The organism is Alteromonas antoniana, from assembly GCF_019249295.1.
GTDB classification, from domain to species: domain Bacteria; phylum Pseudomonadota; class Gammaproteobacteria; order Enterobacterales; family Alteromonadaceae; genus Alteromonas; species Alteromonas antoniana.
Genome location: NZ_JAESDH010000009.1, coordinates 1 through 17,467, shown reverse-complemented (window position 1 = coordinate 17,467; position 17,467 = coordinate 1). Strand labels below are relative to the sequence as shown.

Below are 17,467 nucleotides of genomic sequence, written 5' to 3'. Positions count from 1 at the left end.
TCGCTTGGTTGGCGCAGGTATAGCCTCTGACTTTATCAATACTTCAAAGAATTAAGCAGTAAAAAATTATGCTCAAGAAACGTTTACGATTTGTCACTTCGCTCTTGGGAAAGGGCAGCTCTTCTGAAGCGGTCAATCTTAAAAGCCGTCTGAAAACAACAGGCATTTTCGATGACGAGTGGTACATTAGCACCTACCCTGAAGTAGCGAAAAGGCGTAAATGGAGAAGTGAGCCCATCGAGCACTTCTTTGAAAAAGCAAGCAAGGGCGATTACTGGCCTGGCGTATGGTTTAATCCCGAGTGGTACTTACAGCACAACGAAGATGTAAAGCGCTCGGGTGTAAACCCACTTATTCATTATCTTTATCACGGCAAAAGTGAAGGGCGTTTTCGTTCAGATATCTGTTTAATTAATCCTCGTCTCCCGGAAAACCAGTTTATAAAAGTAGGCAGTGAAGGGGTAAACTTCAGGATCCCTTTAATCGATAAGACCCGACGCCTTACTGTGTCTTTGATGTATCAACAGTACCGCAATGTCAGAATAAACAAACCGTGTGGTATCGTATTAGTGACGTGTCATGACAAGTCTGGGAATTCCATTGATGAAGGTGTGAAAGGGCTCAAATGGTCTGAGGTCTATGGTTGTTGGTATCGTTATTTAACCCAACACAGCATCGACGAACTGAAAACAGACAGTTTTTCGTTCGAGCCTCCTGAAGCAGCGATTTTCTGCAAGGTGAAAATTGCTGAATGGGATAAAGCCTCATTGGAACTGAGAAACCGGTTTCGATTTAGTTCTGGGCAGCGACAAATAGGCAATGTAAGTACAGCGACGCCTGCCGAAATAAAAAATGCGGATAAGCTCCTTAAGCGTGCAGATGCGTTAAAGGTGGCTTTTATAGCTGATGAGTTTACTTATAACAGCTTTAAGTCAGAATTTGTCCCTATAATCATCGAGCCGCATAACTGGAAGCAAACGCTGGAGGAAGAGAAGCCCGATATTTTCTTCTGTGAGTCTGCATGGTCTGGTGTGGATAGCGTTAAGCGTCCCTGGAAAGGGAAGGTTTATGGCAGTAAAAATTTTGCGAAAGAAAATCGATTAGAGCTACTTGGCATCCTTGAATACTGTAATAAGCAAAACATTCCAACCGTCTTTTGGAATAAAGAAGATCCAACACACTATCCGGACAGAACACATGATTTTGTTAAGACAGCGTGTCACTTTGATTTCGTTTTTACATCTGCAGAGGAATGTGTCGAGTTATATAAGCGCGATTATGGATTAAAAAATGTCTTCGCTTTGCCTTTTGCCACGAATCCCAGGCTATTCAATCCGATTAAAGACAGCGATAGGTCCGATAATGTTGTGTTTGCCGGAAGTTGGTATGCAAACCACGAAGACCGTTCCAGAGTCATGGAAGAAATATTAGACCCGCTTATAGAGTCTGGCTATAAACCTGAAATATATGACAGATATTATGGCGGAGATGACCCATTGCATGAATGGCCTGAAAAGTACAAGCCGTACACTAGGCCGGGCCTGCCTCATGACCAAATGCCACGTGTCTACAAGTCTTCCCTGATAGGCTTAAATTTCAATACCGTTACTGACTCATCAACAATGTTCGCAAGGCGGGTATTTGAACTTATGTCATCTAACACTCTTGTTGTATCTAACTATGCAAAAGGTGTAGATGAAATGTTCGGTGACTTGGTTGTCTTTGCGGATAAAGAGCCTGAACGATTGTCCAATTTATCTGTTGAAGATATCAATGCTCTGAGGGAAGCCGCGTTAACGAAAGTATTGAGCGAGCACACATACACTCAACGGTGGGAATACATGCTGAAGTGTATCGGTTTTGCCTTTACCCCTTCAGAGAGAACTGTGACGTTATCTTGTTTGATACATAGTCAGGACGAGGCACTTAAAGCGATAAGCTATTTTGAAGAAAACTTCGCCAGAAATAATTCTCTAAAATTACTTTTGGTGGTTTCAGCTAATGTAAGTGACCTGGAACTATCGACATACTATAAAAAATTTAATCGTTTTGGTGTTTCAGTAACCTGTTCTAGCTATATATTGCGTCACGCTCAAGAGGATGAATTTACACCTTTTCAAAGCGACTTTTTCGTATTTTGCGATATAAAAAATCTACCGGATAATCGGTGGATTGAGCACGCGAAATTGCACTCTAGCTATATGGACTTACATCCGATTGCTACGACGGGCGCTAAAGAGAAGTATTCTTTTACTAAATTTTCTGGTACTGGACCTGTTCTGGCAAAATCCGCGATGTTTTCAGAAGTGCACGCTGGCTTTTCAACCGGCAAGGAAATCATGGTTTATGAAGTCTGATACTTCCCCATCCTTCATGAGTGTATTTTAAGATGCGAATTATGATTTATGGAAGCTGTGTGAGTCGTGACGCGCTCGATTATGCTAACTATGACGTTGAACTGGTCAGGTACATTGCTAGAAGTAGTCTCGCTACACAGCAATCGCTTCCTGTGATAAAGAATGAGTTACTCGAGTCTTTACCCTCGCAGTTTCAAAAAAATATGATGCGAGTTGATATGGAGAAGACACTATTTTCCAGTATAGATGAAAACGAATTCGACTTGCTGCTTTTAGATTTAATTGACGAGCGTTTTAGTATCGGTCTATTTGGAGCTGGTAGACTAACATTGTCTAGTGAGTTCTTGGCCGTAGTTCCTAAAGACTGTAGCTACCCTGAATGGAATAGATTCAGTGAAGAAAAATTTGATGCTTGGTGCAGAGCATTAAATGAGCTTATGTTTATAATTCATCAGAAGAAAAATAAACCAGTTATCGTACTGAACAAGGTATATTTTTCCGGACTGTCAGGGCTTAGCAAATCCGAAGCTACAGAATGCAATTCTTTTATGCCCTCCGAAATAGTTCGAAATAATAATTTTTTAAATAGAATGTACGATTACATAGAATCAAGTTTCGATGATATCAGGCTGCTTGAATATCCAAATTCTCTCTTTGTTGCTAACCCCGAACACAAGTGGGGGCTGGCACCATTTCACTATATCGATGAGTTGTACGAAATGACCATGTCCAAATTGCTTGCAATAGGATAAATGTCTAGGAACGTATCTGCTTCTCTTTTGATTTTCCACAGTAATTTATTCGGAAAAAGTCGATGGACATTTCAATTATAATCCCTTGCTATAATGCTCTTGGTAAACTGGAGCGTTGTTTGGCGTCATTAAAGTGCCAGACAATTGATGAATCACGGTTTGAAGTTATTTTTATAGACGATTTTTCAAGCGATGGGAGCTATGAATACTTAAAAGAACAGAGTCGAAAGCATTCCAACTGGTCAGTGTATCAATTAAAAGAAAACAGTGGCTCGCCATCAAAGCCCAGAAACATCGGGATTGAAGCTGCCAAAGGAAGTTATGTTTTTTTCCTTGATTGTGATGATGAGATCTTGCCAGATACTTTAGAAATGCACTTCGCATTTGCACGTGATACAGATGCTTGTATTGTCAGAGGGTTCTTACTGACAGATGATGGCCACACTCAGAAGCCTATGAACCAATTACCTTCTTGGTCTGATTCGTTAACAAAGAAAGATCGCATTGAGTTGATAATAAGCAAACAAAGCACAACCGTATCAAGTCTTATCAAAAGAGAATTGGTTGTTAGTGAACGCATAAGGTGGCCAGAAGATATTAGGGTAGGTGAAGACTCTCTGTTTCTTATTGAGGTTCTTTCCAAAAGTGATCGAATTGAATATATCCCGCATCCCACGTTTGTCTACAACAAGCGGAAAACATTTACGCTCTCGAGTACTCAGGAATACGGTGGAAGGGAACTAAATAACCATATCAACGTTTGGAAAAGGCTCATTGATGCAATGCAACTTGTTGACCTTGATTACGTGGAATTGCGATTAAGAGTAGGTCTACAAACTGCAATAAGAGGGCTTATTTTTGACCGAAGCAGTGATATAAGTGCTTCAGACTTTGAAAGGTTTGCGGATTTTATAAACTTTCATAAAAACAGTATATCGAAGCATTCTTTTGATAAGCGCGTTACAGAAGTACTTGAAAGTCTGTACCAAGAAGATTATTCAAAGTTTACAGAAGCATGTAAACCAAAGCTTTTGATTGCTGGACATGATCTGAAGTTTATTATGGCAGTTGTCCCGCTTCTGAAGCAGTCATATCAGATAAAAATTGATGAGTGGAGTGGCCATGACACCCATAATGAGAAGACAAGTAAGGAGTGTTTGGAATGGGCCGATTATATTTGGTGTGAGTGGCTGCTAGGCAATGCTGTATGGTACTCGGATCGTAAATTACCTGGCCAAAAGCTTATTATTAGAATGCATAGGTTCGAGCTAGGGCGAAGTTTCGGAGAAAACATCAACATTGAGAATGTTGATGCGGTTGTTTGCGTTTCTCTGCTATTTTTTGAAAGATTATTGGAGCGTTTCCCGTCTATACCGCGAACAAAAGTAAAATTAATCCACAACTTTGTTGAGACAGAAGGCTATCAGCAAACTGAAAGTGATGAACGCTTTTTCAATCTGGCCTTGATCGGCTCTGTGCCTGCACGCAAGGGGCTTTACAGAGCCCTGCAACTTCTTCAAAAACTAATTACTAAAAATCCGAAATACAAGCTTAAGGTATTTGGCACAAAATACTCAGACATTCCATGGCTTCAGAAACACAGGGATGAAATGGATTATTTTGAAGAGTGTATGTCTTTTATACAAGAGAATGAGCTGACCGATAACGTTGAATTCTTGGGACATAAAGAGATAAAAAGCGCTCTAGCGGAAGAGAAAATTGGCTTCGTACTGTCATTAAGTGACGACACTCCCGGATATCCGGGGCCGGAAAGTTTTCATCTTGCTATTGCAGATGGATTTGCCGCAGGTGCGCGCTCTCTGATACTAAAGTGGTCTGGTTCTGAATATATTTATCATGATCACGATATTTTTAATTCTTTGGAAGATATTCAATTAACTATCCAGGAATCTGCTAACAGTTATAATAACGAGAGTTCGGTAGCTTCCGGCAAGGTGCTAATGGAATCTTACAGCACAGCGCAATTTTTGAAGGAGTTTAAGAATGCCTTTTCAGAATTATGAGCGCTGCCCTGTGTTTAAAAGATATCTACCACGTCTATACAGCGAGATTAAATCTGAATTCTTCGCAATAAAGGTTGCGAGATGATATTCGTAGGTGTAACAAGGTTTAGTGTATTTCAGCCCCAGTCTGTTGAGTGGCATGCATCTAAGGCTGCCAACTTGAACGAAAAAAAGGAAGAGTATTTATCTTACCTTTACTCAGACTACCGGATGATGTTCAGGCTACATGTGTTTATTAATCTGTCTCTTCCTATTTTGGAAAAAGGAAGTCAAGGTCATGATTACATTCATGTTGTTCAATATTCTTCGGTAATGCCTTCAAAATTCTTACGTCCCCTTAAAGAAGCGGAGCAGCGCTATAAGTTTCTTAAGTTAGTAGAAGTAAGTGAAGACGAACGCTACGAGAGAGTTTGGTCAGAGGTGAAATTATTCTTTCGGCCTAAATTCAAAGAGGGGAAGCTTGTATTTGGCTTTTTTAATCTGGACGATGATGATTTGCTCTCTGTCACATTTTTTAATCAGATGAGTCGCTACATCACGGAAGATAACATCGGTAGCTACGTATCGCTTGGACTTGGTGCAACAGGCTATTACAATTACGATGACAAAAAGCTTGAGGTTGCAAAGCTTTGTTACAATCCAAAGATTAATATAGGGCTGCTCGCGGTTAGTTATTTTAATGGCGATGGCTTTTTTATACCAAGAAGAGGTAGTCACAAGCTTGTGGACCAAGAGGCTCCTCTTATCCTGGATTCAAGAGCTATTAGTTTCTTTTGGATACGGTCTGTTCATCAGGACACTGGCCTGTATGACAAAAAAGTCTCTTCATCGGAAGGTTTGAAAAAGAACCTTGAAAAATACAAACGGCAATTAACTGCTTCTCACCTTGTTTCGCACTTCCCTTCACTTGCGTCGAAAAGGGATTTTATTCATCACTTCTGTCACAAGGTAACAAGAAAGGTTAAATCTATTTTTAGGAAGTTTTTATGATATTTGTTGGTATGACTCGCTTTAGCGTTTATCAGCCTAATTCTGTAGAGTGGAACGCGTCTAGCGGTAATACAGATTCGTCAGAATACTTAGATTATCTATATTCAGATGAGCGAATGGAGTTTCGTCTTCATACGTTTCTCGAACTATCTTTACCGCAGCTGAGTGAGGCAAGTAAAGGGTTTGACTACATCCATATTGTTCAGTATTCGAAAATTATGCCTGAGAAATTCAGAAAAGAATTGTTGGCAGCCTCTGAAAAATTTTCTTTCTTAAAGTTAATCGAAGTAGAACCAGAGACACGTTACGATTATGTATGGGACGAGGTAAAAAAATATTTTGACGCAAAATCTCTAAGCGGCCAAACTCCCTTCGGCTATTTTAATTTAGATGATGATGATCTTTTATCTACAGACTACTTTGAAGCTGCATCCAAATACATAAGAGAAGATAATGTAGGTTTTTACCTATCATTCGGGTTGGGACTAACAGGGTATTACGATTTTGAGAAGAGAAAACTCGAGTCTTTGCGTTCATGTTATCATCCTAAAATCAATATCGGGCTAATGGCTATTAGTTCATATGATGGGAATGAGTTTTTTATCCCGAAACGTGGTAGTCATACTACAGTCGATCATTATTCTCCTTTAATTATTGATTCAAGATCTTACAAGTTCTTTTGGATACGTTCGTTACAACAAGATACAACTTTACTTAAGACTAATGAACGTGAAGTTATTGCAAAGATCAAGGAGGATCTCGATCGTCACAAAGAGATTGCAAAACCGTCGGAGTTAGATCTGTACTTTCCAGCTTTAAAGCAGACTAGTGTCGTACCTCCAGATGAAGAAGTTGTTTTATTTCAAGGTGAAGAAGTACTGAGCAAGAGTGGAAGTGTTTATGGCCTTAACATTCCAGCAGAGGCTCGGGAATTCAGGATAAAATATAATTTATCTTGTCCATCTGATGTGCCACCTCACGCAGCCCTAGTCTCTGTAAGGTTTGAGGATAATGATATGGATACATCCGTTTCTGGGTTAAATATTTCTGGAGCGAAGCATATTGGATACTATCGCTATTTTGACACGAAACCAGGAACGGTTGAGGCATCAGTTTCATTCACTTTAGAAGGCAGTAGGAAAATCAGTGAAGTCGCTGTATTCCGTTGGAAGGAATCGCCGGTGCTGCTTAAGAAGTTAAGTATCTCTGCTAAGTAATAGCAGGAGTATCCAGCTATATAGATGAGCCGTTTTTCGTCTATGGTTGAAACAACTAAGTCTGGGGTTATATGACAAGAAAAGGAATTATCCTCGCAGGAGGCACAGGCACCCGGCTGCATCCGCTTACTTCGGTTGTTAGCAAGCAGCTAATGCCTGTGTACGACAAACCCATGATTTATTACCCGCTGTCCACTCTGATGATGGCGGGGATCCGGGATATCCTCATCATCACCACACCGCAGGACAAACAAAGCTTTATTGAATTGTTGGGCGATGGCAGTGCGTGGGGAATTAATCTGGAGTATGCGGTTCAGGCTACCCCCGATGGCTTGGCTCAGGCATTTATCATCGGCGAGTCCTTCATTGCAAATGATGACTGCGCGTTGGTGCTGGGTGATAATATTTTCTACGGCCACGACCTGCGTTTGAGCTTGAAAAAGGCGGCGCAAAAAACAACTGGGGCGACGGTGTTTGGCTATCATGTGAATGATCCTCATCGCTACGGGGTTGTCGATTTTGATGACGACTGGCGGGCCACATCTATCGAAGAGAAACCTGCTAAACCGAAAACAAACTATGCTGTTACAGGGCTGTATTTTTACGATAAAAATGTCGTAGATATGGCAAAGCAGGTTAAGCCCTCAGCCAGAGGTGAGCTGGAGATTACCGACCTCAATAACCAGTATCTCAATAACGGTACACTACATGTCGAGTTAATGGGGCGAGGTTCAGCCTGGCTGGATACCGGCACCATGGATAGCTTGCTCGATGCCGCGAACTTTGTGGCAGCAATAGAAAAGCGACAGGGCTTGAAAATTTGCTGCCCCGAAGAAGTCGCTTATCGTATGGGGTATATCGACGCTGAGCAACTCAGCCGACTTGCTCAACCGCTTCTCAAAAGCGGTTACGGCGACTATCTTATGAAAACCATCACAGACAGAGTGCGTTAGTCAGCCAGCGCATTTTGTTAATCCCCGTAGAATCTAAATGACTGGACGTTCATGCAAGTAACAGAAACGAAAATTCCTTGTGTAAAGGTAGTCGAGCCACGCGTATTTGGTGATGAGCGTGGCTTTTTTATGGAAACCTTCAGAGCAGACTGGTTCAGGGAAAACTGTGCAGACGTCGAGTTTGTGCAGGATAATCACTCAAAATCCGGCAAGGGAACATTGCGAGGATTGCACTACCAGTTAGAGCATACACAAGGAAAGCTGGTGCGCGTCACGCAAGGAGAAGTTTTCGATGTTGCGGTCGACATGCGTAAAACCTCCGCTACTTTTGGGCAATGGGTAGGTGTAATGCTGTCGGAAGAAAATAAACGACAGTTATGGGTTCCTGCCGGCTTTGCGCACGGGTTTTATGTCACCAGTGAATATGCAGAGTTCGTGTACAAATGTACGGATTATTATCATCCTGAATCGGAAGTGTCAGTGCGCTTTGATGATCCATCGTTGAAAATAGACTGGCGCCTTAACGGGAGAGCCCCAAATTTGTCAGCGAAGGACGAAAAAGGCGTGGCTTTTCATAACGCGCCTACGCTTTAAGGAATTATCTATGAAAACAGTGGTGATCGGAAATTCAGGTCAGCTCTCCGCCGAATTAAAAATACTTTTAGATGACAATGCATGCTTCCTTGGCCCCGAAGACACTGATATCACCGAAGAGAAAGTGCTTCACGAAACGCTGCAAGCGCTCTCACCTGATGTGATAATAAATGCTGCAGCGTACACTGCGGTAGATAAAGCGGAAGAAGAGCCTGAGCTATGTACGGCATTAAACGCAGTGGCTGTTAAAAATCTTGCTACCTATTGCCGGTTGTCTGGCTGCTTCTTAGTGCACGTTTCTACCGACTACGTGTTCAGTGGGCATAAAGGTTCGCCATATAAAACTAATGATGCGCTCGAGCCGAAAGGCGTATATGGCAAAACCAAAGCGCAAGGTGAAAAAGCGCTTCTGGATATTTTGCCGGATGACAGCTGTCTTATTCGCACTGCCTGGGTGTACTCATCTCACGGGCATAACTTTGTGAAAACTATGCTGCGGCTAATGAAAGAAAAGCCGTCACTGTCTGTGGTGGATGATCAGATAGGTTCGCCGACCTGGGCAAAAGGGCTTGCAGAGCTTTGTGTGACAGCAGCTAATAGAAAACACAAAGGGGTTTATCATTTTACCGATGAAGGGGTTGCCAGTTGGTACGACTTTGCTGTCGCGATCCAGGAACTGGCGTTACACAAGAAATTGATATCCAGCGCCGTAGCAATTTTGCCTGTGCCTACATCAGCATATCCGACGCCAGCGAAACGTCCGTCTTACAGCGTACTGGATAAACAGGAAACTCGGGTAGAGTTTCCGGAACTGGCTTTCAGACACTGGCGAGAGCAGCTCTCTGATATGATGGATGAACTTGCAGGTGGCGAACAGTGAACAAAGTAATTCTGGTAACTGGCGGCGCCGGCTTTATTGGCTCTGCGGTAATAAGGCACCTTATAAAGGACACTCACCACACTGTGGTAAATGTTGATAAGCTGACCTACGCAGGCAACCTTGAATCCTTGGCCAGTGTGAATAGTAGTGACAGGTATCATTTTGAGAAAGTGGACATCTGTGATGCAACCGAAGTAAAACGGGTACTGAATTCCTACCAGCCCGACATCATTATGCATCTCGCTGCTGAGTCACATGTCGACAGATCCATCGATGGTCCGGGTGAGTTCATTCAAACAAATGTTGTGGGCACTTACACGCTTCTTGAGCAGGCCAGAGCTTACTGTTCTTCGCTTGAAGTAGTTAAAAAGAAAGGTTTTAAATTCCATCACATATCGACAGACGAAGTCTATGGTGACTTGCTCCATCCGGATGAAGTCGAGGCAGGGACAAAGTTACCGCTATTTACCGAATCAACGCCTTATGCACCAAGCTCGCCATATTCAGCCAGTAAAGCGTCGTCTGACCAACTGGTACGTGCCTGGTTACGAACTTATGGATTTCCAACGCTGGTAACAAATTGCTCCAATAATTACGGGCCTTACCACTTCCCGGAAAAACTAATCCCTCTTGTTATTCTTAATGCCCTGGCGGGTAAGCCTCTTCCTGTATATGGAAAAGGCAATCAAATACGTGACTGGTTATATGTTGAAGATCATGCGAGAGCGCTTGTCCTGGTTGCACTTAGAGGCGAAATAGGCGAGACCTATAATATTGGCGGTCACAATGAGAAAAAAAATATTGAAGTGGTAAAAACGATTTGTTCGATTTTGGATGAAATCAGGCCGAAGCATACGACGTATGCTGAGCAAATCTCGTTTGTTGAGGACCGGCCCGGTCATGACATGCGTTACGCTATAGATGCTTCCAAAATCCAGCGTGAATTGGGCTGGGCACCGCAGGAAACCTTTGAAAGTGGTATTAAGAAAACAATCATGTGGTATCTCGAAAATGAAGCGTGGTGGAGAGCGGTTCAGGATGGTAGTTATAAGGGCGAGCGGCTTGGAGTAGGTAAAAAATAGCCGCTGTTTTTGTGATAAACTCAAACCCCGCTTAGCAGCGATTTTCTATTTTACTGGTAGCTGTTCAAAACATGAAAAAAATTGCAATGCGCACCGTGAAAGGTGTCGCAGGCCTATTGCCTAAATCCCTGAAAAATCATTTAAAAAAGAACGCTAAGCTGACTGAGTTATACAGTACGGGTATCCGTAAGTCTGGATTATTCTACGGTGTTCCAAGTAAGAAAGTGCAAAAGCGCCAGTATCAGCGTTTTTTAGCACGACAAGAACTAGATGTAAGTGCTCTCCTATCACGTGAACCTCTTTCAACGCTTAACTGCAATATTATTTTTGTTGGCGGAAACACGCTTAACATTGAAAAGAGCCTCTCTTCCCTCAAACAGGCTGCAGTTCATGCAGAGAGTCTCGTGTTAATCGCTCCCGACAATGACAATATTAGCGGTGTTAACACTGTCGATTCATTATCATCAGCGCTTTCCCAATTGGATTCCACCAAACCTGTGTTGCTAGTTCGTTGTGGAGATACATTTCATTCAGGGTTTGGTGCGTTATATCAAAGGCAAGTTGACCATGCCGACGTAGTTTACTGTGATACTGACAGCGTGGACAAACATGGAAAATATGTCGATCCTTGTTTCCTACCTGACTGGAATCCAGACTTGCAGCTTTCTACAGGTTACATTCGTACGGGGGTTTTGTGCTCCAAACTACTACTTGATGGCTTGATGACAAGCCGTTGCAACTCGATCTCTGCACTAATCGCATATATTGCGATTGAAAATCCCGAAGTAACATTCAAACATTTACCCTATACCGTGCTGCACTCGGAAACTTCCCAGCAGCTTGCCATTGATGCGTTAGCCATAAACGATATGCAAAAAGTTGTGGGTAAAGACATAGAAAGCTCAGAAGTGCAGGGAGAGGTGAATCGGTGCCTGTGGTCCACTTCTGACAAACCTCTTGTCTCTCTGATAATCCCAACTAAAGACGGCAGAGAGCTGGTTAAAGCCTGCATCGAGTCGATAATAGATAAGTCAACATATCTAAACTACGAAATCCTGCTTATCGATAATGGCAGCACAGAAGTGGAGAGTCTGGAATACTTCGAGTTTCTGAAAACGCAGCCAAAAATTCGGGTGTTAAATTATCCAGGCCCATTCAACTACTCAGCTATTAATAACTTTGGTGTTAAGCATGCTAAAGGTGATGTGATAGGTCTGATTAATAACGACATTGAAGTGATCAGTCCGCGCTGGCTGGACTACATGGTAGGGCACGCCCTACGAAAAGATATTGGATGTGTTGGCGCAAAACTATTGTATTCTGACGGGCGTATACAGCACGCTGGTGTGGTATTGGGATATGGTGGTGGCGCTGGCCATGCGCACAAGTATTTTCCGCGTTACCACCCGGGATACTTGAACCGATTGGCCGCTACTCAGAATTACAGTGCTGTTACCGCCGCCTGTTTGTTAGTCAGAAAATCATTATTTGAAGAGGTTGGCGGCCTGAATGAAAAAGACCTGGCTGTTGCCTTTAATGACGTAGATTTTTGCCTGCGGATACGTGAGCTTGGTAAGCGCAATGTGTACTGTGCCGAAGCAGAATTGTTTCACCACGAATCTGTGAGCCGTGGCCTGGATATTGCACCGGAAAAGGCGGCACGGTTTAATCGGGAGCTAGCCTATCTGCAAAACAGATGGGCAAATGTAATTGCCCACGACCCTGCCTATAGCCCGAACCTTACGCTGCGAAGTGAGAACTTTGCCATTAAAGAAGAACGTGAGTATATTTCCTCATCAGATAGTTAAATTAGCATCAAGCGATAAATAATCGAGTTGGAATGAAATGGAAGATTTGAAGAAAGGCTTAAAAATAGCTGTAGCCGGTACTGGTTACGTCGGACTATCAAACGCAGTACTACTTGCACAGCACAACACGGTGACCGCTGTCGATTTGGTACCTGAAAAGGTAGAGCTTCTAAACAGCAAAAAGTCGCCTATCGAAGATAAGGAAATCTCGGCTTACCTGTCTGAAAAAGAATTAGATTTAACGGCGACCCTCGACGCAGAGGCAGCATACAAAGATGCCGATTTCGTGGTAATTGCCACGCCAACGGATTACGATCCGCAAACGAATTACTTCAATACCAGCAGTGTCGATGCGGTTATTAGATCCGTAATGGCCGTGAATCCGAAAGCGGTAATGGTGATCAAGTCTACCGTGCCAGTTGGTTTTACCTCTGAAGCGAAAGAGCGACATGGCACAAAAAATCTTATGTTTTCTCCTGAATTTCTTCGTGAAGGCAAAGCACTTTACGATAACCTTCACCCAAGCCGTATTATCGTAGGCGAGCAGAGTGATCGTGCAAAAGTGTTCGCCAGCTTGTTAGAGCAGGGGGCGATTAAAGAAGACATTGATGTGTTGTTTACCAACAGCACCGAAGCGGAAGCGATTAAGCTGTTTGCTAATACCTACCTGGCTATGCGTGTAGCGTACTTTAATGAGTTAGATAGCTACGCAGAACGGCATGGGCTGAATACCAAACAAATTATCGAAGGCGTAAGCCTGGACCCGCGCATCGGCAGCCACTACAACAACCCGAGTTTTGGATACGGTGGTTACTGTCTGCCAAAAGATACGAAGCAATTGCTGGCTAACTATAGTGATGTGCCCAACAACATGATCCAGGCGATTGTCGATGCAAACCGCACACGAAAGGACTTTATTGCTGACTCTATCATTGCTAAAAATCCAAAAATTGTGGGTGTTTACCGCCTCATCATGAAATCAGGCTCGGACAACTTTCGCGCCAGTGCAATTCAGGGGATCATGAAGCGCATTAAAGCGAAAGGTATCGAAGTGGTAGTGTACGAGCCGGTACTGACAGAAAAAGAGTTCTTTAAATCCCGTGTCATTAACGACCTGGAGGCATTTAAAGCAGAGTCTGATGTGATCGTTGCTAACCGTATCACTGACGATATCGAGGATGTGCTTGAGAAAGTGTATACCCGCGACCTGTTTGGTGCTGATTAACTTCTAGCCTTCAGATAATCATAACGCAGTCTGCCTGCTTACCGGCAGATTGCGTTTCTTAGATTCTTTTAAATTATTCATATCTTTCCCTGCTCTGTAATGGCGTTCTCGCAAACGAGTGCATGATTTCGCTTTCTGGGCGGCTAAATGTTTTGCTAGTTTTATCTGCTATCTGCTATCTGCTATCTGCTATCTGCTAACCGCAACCTGCTAACTGCGCGTCGCCAATCACTATTTGCTACTTCCAGCTCGCTCACCCCTAACCACTAACCGATACGAATCACAGCCTGCAGTTTCCCGTTTACGACATAATTCTGACTTAAAGCGCCAAGGCTCAAGGGAGTGAAAAGCGCACAAAAAGTAATAATCACCTCAATAAATCTCGCAAAAATGTTCTAAATGAAAAGATTGCTGTAAACCCGGTGCTGGTCGTAAAATCCGCAGCAATTCAGTTACCTGCCGCAAGGTTTCTATTCCTTTTCCTCCCCAAGGCATTCTGACTGAAGTACTTATTAATTTGTTGTTGTTCGATGTCATTGTGAAGAAGTGAGCAATTATGCAAAGGCTGCGTGATTTAGCCCTTGAAGTACTAAATGAGTACCAGCTTTTATCCCAAGAGTTTGGAAGTTATCAGAAAATAGCCGGTCTGAACTGTGTTGAAGGGTGTGGCGCATGCTGCAATAACCCTCAGGTTGAAGCGTCGGTGTTGGAAATGCTACCTCTGGCTCTGCACTTGTTCGATACCGGGAAGGCTGAAGCCTATTTACAGCAGATGCAAGATGGCGGCGGGTTTGCCTGTCATCTCTTTCAGCGTCACTCGCTGGATGGCATTAAGGGAGCCTGTACGGTCTATGAATGGCGCCCCGGCATCTGCCGTATGTTTGGCGTGGCAGGGTATCGAACCAAAACTGATCAGCCAACGCTATCGGTTTGCGCGACGATAAAAGCATCGAAACCACATAAGTTTGCCGATGCGCTTATTGCCATGTCCACGTCCGCTCCGCCTATGTTGTCGCATGGTCGTCAGCGCATCGCGAAAATCGACTACGCACTGGGTGAAAAGCTGATGCCAATAAACGAGGCACTGGTAGCCGCGCTCGAAAAGGTGCTAACTCAAGCGGCATATAGCGCCTTAGATGATGGCAACGTGGCTGCCTGAAATTTTGGTAATCTGACAAGCCTGCTGGTATGTGGCGTCGCATTGCTGATCTTCTTTAGACAGGCAGTTTTTTGGACGAACAGGGCAGGTGATCGCAAATGTATCCCTGCCGGTATTTAAGGAACATGCCACAAGCCGGGGCGTAACCCTGGCGCAATCTCAAAAAGCGTAAGTGCTTGTAGTTGGGGGGAGTCGTGCCGGAAGGTCCTGAAATTCGTCGTCAGGCGGACAAACTTGCCGAAGTGCTAAGTAATAAGAAATGTAACAACATTGAGTTTGGTCTTATTCGGCACAGGCCTTATTCAGAGGTTCTGCGTGGGGAAAATATTCTCAGCGTAACTTCAAAAGGCAAAGCAATGCTGATTCATTTTGAAAATGGGTACAGCATTTTTAGTCATAACCAGCTGTATGGACGCTGGGAGGTGGTGGCCGCAGGGGAAAGACCTGAAAGTTCCCGCCAACTGCGCCTTGCACTGGATACGTCAGCAGGAAGCGCATTATTGTACAGTGCGTCAGATATCGACGTTTTGCCAACTTCCGAATTAGTAAATCATCCTTTTCTGTCTAAGCTGGGTCCTGATGTATTGGATAATAATGTAACCCCGGCTGTCATCACAAAACGATTACGGGCCCGCAAATTCAATGGACGGCAATTAGCGGCGCTGTTATTAGATCAGCATTTCCTGGCGGGATTAGGCAACTATCTACGTTCTGAAATTCTTTATAGTGCAGGCCTGCTACCGGTAAGGAAGCCCTCGTCATTGTCTGCAGAGGAAGTCGAGACTTTGTCAGTTGCAATAAAACAGATCACGGTTAGAAGTTATAAAACGAAAGGGGTTACGGTAACTCATGAGATCTATGATCGCGTGCGTAAACACGGTGGCAGTTTCGAACAGGCGCGATTCGCTGTGTTTAATAAAGAGTCAGAACCATGTTTAAAGTGTAGTGCAGAAATAAAAAGAGAAAACAGAGGGGGGCGGCGTTTGTACTATTGTGAAAATTGTCAGGAGTAAACCGGAGAGGAGTTAGAAAGCATCCTTGCTTTCACTGTATCTATCTACTAATTATTGTTTGCAACCGCGTCAGTAAATTCTTCATCGGTCATTCCGGCAGACAGGGCATAACTTCTTAGCTTGTCATCATCTACGCCAGCATGTTGTGCAGCATTGAGGATCTTAATAACCTGTCCGCGCTGTGAGGAAGACTCACGAACCGCGGTTTCTACCACTTTATCTGCTTCATCAGGAAACACTGCAAGCATAGCATCTACCACATACTCCCCAACGAACGGCACGGCATTGAGTGCGGAAGTCATAATCTCAACAAACTTGTTGGGATGTTCCTGGCTCAGAGTCTGAACAATGCTGTCAGCTGAGTCAGGCTCAGTAAGCACAGCCACGCGAACAATTTCATCTAACTCTTCCGGTGTACTGTTAGCCGCGGCCTGAACCACGAAATCGACATAGCTAGGCTCGGCAGTAATTGCCAACTTAACGATAGAAGCGCATGAGCTTACGTCTTTCTCTATAGCCAGCTGCACAATTTCTTCGGTGGATGCAGGCTGTGCTGAAATCGCCGCGAAGATAATTTCTCTGTACTGATCCGGGTAAGTATCCAGAGCGACGTCAACAATAGACACCACATCCTTTGGATAGTGGCTGGCAATTGAGCGTATAGCTCTACCTACCGACATATTCTGGTCTACTTGTCGTTTAAGAAACGTCGTTTTAAATTCGTCGTTCTGTTCCTGCGCTGTCGAAGGAGCTGATAACACTGGTGCTGTAAAGCAAAGCGCGGTCAGACAAAGTAACAGACCTGATTTACGCATCATTTATTCTCCACCCTTATATATGTAGTAATCGTGGGACACATCCTGGTCGGCACATTAATTCAACGTAATGTTTGAACCCTACTGTATGTAAATAGTTCAAATTGTCTATAAATTAAGACGGTTGAGTGAAAATTAGCCGGTCGATGCGAAAGTATCAACTTTTTTAAGGTATAGGTGTTGACCTTTACTTATATTTCTCTAGAATGCGCCTCCGCTTCGACGGGAAAGTCAAACTCTTACCGGTCGCAACAACGCCACAGGCATTGTTGATGCGGTTTTCAAGAAAACGCTTTAGAAAATAAATTTCAAAAAGACGTTGACACTGAAAACGAAACGCGTAAAATGCGCGTCCGCTTCGAAGGGAAACGTTCGAAGCAACACATTGAGAAGGTTGATTAAAACACTCAATGTTGCCATCGGCAAGTCCGGTAGCAAACGTTCTTTAACAATTTATAACAAGACAATCTGTGTGGGCACTCGTTAAGAGTGTCAACAACGACAATTCATATTTCGATATATTTAATTGAAGAGTTTGATCATGGCTCAGATTGAACGCTGGCGGCAGGCCTAACACATGCAAGTCGAACGGTAACAG

General features: G+C 43.5%; 14 protein-coding genes and 1 rRNA gene. 14 read left to right on the top strand and 1 reads right to left on the bottom strand.

Going from position 1 to position 17,467, the window contains the following annotated elements; genetic code table 11:
- Positions 1-68: 68 nt before the first annotated feature.
- The 13 genes from JKP77_RS09335 (at position 69) to nei (ending at position 16,054) form a co-directional block, all read left to right on the top strand.
- Positions 69-2,357 (top strand): CgeB family protein, encoded by a 2,289-nt coding sequence (locus tag JKP77_RS09335; protein WP_218310921.1) that lies wholly within the window; start codon positions 69-71, stop codon positions 2,355-2,357.
- Positions 2,358-2,389: 32 nt separating this feature from the next.
- On the top strand, positions 2,390-3,109 hold the full coding sequence (locus JKP77_RS09330) for a DUF6270 domain-containing protein (RefSeq protein WP_338024856.1): 720 nt from the start codon (positions 2,390-2,392) through the stop codon (positions 3,107-3,109).
- 62 nt (positions 3,110-3,171) lie between these two features.
- A complete protein-coding gene (locus tag JKP77_RS09325; RefSeq protein ID WP_218310919.1) occupies positions 3,172-5,133 on the top strand; it encodes a glycosyltransferase in 1,962 nt (653 codons plus the stop codon).
- Between the two features lie 81 nt (positions 5,134-5,214).
- The gene (locus JKP77_RS09320) at positions 5,215-6,123 is read left to right on the top strand and encodes a glycosyltransferase (RefSeq protein ID WP_218310918.1); all 909 of its coding nucleotides are present in this window, start codon (positions 5,215-5,217) and stop codon (positions 6,121-6,123) included.
- The gene (locus JKP77_RS09315) at positions 6,120-7,340 is read left to right on the top strand and encodes a glycosyltransferase (protein WP_218310917.1); all 1,221 of its coding nucleotides are present in this window, start codon (positions 6,120-6,122) and stop codon (positions 7,338-7,340) included. Before JKP77_RS09320 ends, JKP77_RS09315 begins: the two co-directional genes overlap by 4 nt.
- A gap of 71 nt (positions 7,341-7,411) precedes the next feature.
- Positions 7,412-8,293 (top strand): glucose-1-phosphate thymidylyltransferase RfbA, encoded by an 882-nt coding sequence (gene rfbA, locus JKP77_RS09310; protein WP_218310916.1) that lies wholly within the window; start codon positions 7,412-7,414, stop codon positions 8,291-8,293.
- A 51-nt stretch (positions 8,294-8,344) separates the two neighbouring features.
- On the top strand, positions 8,345-8,887 hold the full coding sequence (gene rfbC / locus JKP77_RS09305) for a dTDP-4-dehydrorhamnose 3,5-epimerase (RefSeq protein WP_218310915.1): 543 nt from the start codon (positions 8,345-8,347) through the stop codon (positions 8,885-8,887).
- Positions 8,888-8,897: 10 nt separating this feature from the next.
- Positions 8,898-9,767, top strand: a complete 870-nt coding sequence (rfbD, locus tag JKP77_RS09300; RefSeq protein ID WP_218310914.1) for a dTDP-4-dehydrorhamnose reductase — start codon at positions 8,898-8,900, stop codon at positions 9,765-9,767.
- A complete protein-coding gene (gene rfbB, locus JKP77_RS09295) occupies positions 9,764-10,849 on the top strand; it encodes a dTDP-glucose 4,6-dehydratase (RefSeq protein ID WP_218310913.1) in 1,086 nt (361 codons plus the stop codon). The genes rfbD and rfbB overlap by 4 nt, the downstream gene beginning before the upstream one ends.
- Positions 10,850-10,920: 71 nt before the next feature.
- Positions 10,921-12,657: a glycosyltransferase family 2 protein gene (locus tag JKP77_RS09290; protein WP_218310912.1), complete on the top strand. Its 1,737-nt coding sequence runs from the start codon at positions 10,921-10,923 to the stop codon at positions 12,655-12,657.
- Positions 12,658-12,694: 37 nt separating this feature from the next.
- Positions 12,695-13,882 (top strand): nucleotide sugar dehydrogenase, encoded by a 1,188-nt coding sequence (locus JKP77_RS09285; RefSeq protein ID WP_218310911.1) that lies wholly within the window; start codon positions 12,695-12,697, stop codon positions 13,880-13,882.
- Between the two features lie 556 nt (positions 13,883-14,438).
- A complete protein-coding gene (locus tag JKP77_RS09280) occupies positions 14,439-15,041 on the top strand; it encodes a YkgJ family cysteine cluster protein (protein ID WP_218310910.1) in 603 nt (200 codons plus the stop codon).
- Positions 15,042-15,235: 194 nt separating this feature from the next.
- On the top strand, positions 15,236-16,054 hold the full coding sequence (gene nei / locus JKP77_RS09275) for an endonuclease VIII (protein ID WP_218310909.1): 819 nt from the start codon (positions 15,236-15,238) through the stop codon (positions 16,052-16,054).
- A gap of 47 nt (positions 16,055-16,101) precedes the next feature.
- On the opposite strand, the gene JKP77_RS09270 is transcribed toward nei, so the two are convergent.
- Positions 16,102-16,869 carry a hypothetical protein gene (locus JKP77_RS09270; RefSeq protein WP_420840064.1) on the bottom strand — a complete coding sequence of 256 codons (768 nt, stop codon included), beginning with the start codon at positions 16,867-16,869 and terminating at the stop codon, positions 16,102-16,104.
- Positions 16,870-17,392: 523 nt separating this feature from the next.
- Here JKP77_RS09270 and JKP77_RS09265 point away from each other — a divergent pair.
- Positions 17,393-17,467, top strand: a 16S ribosomal RNA gene (locus JKP77_RS09265); the annotation flags it as partial.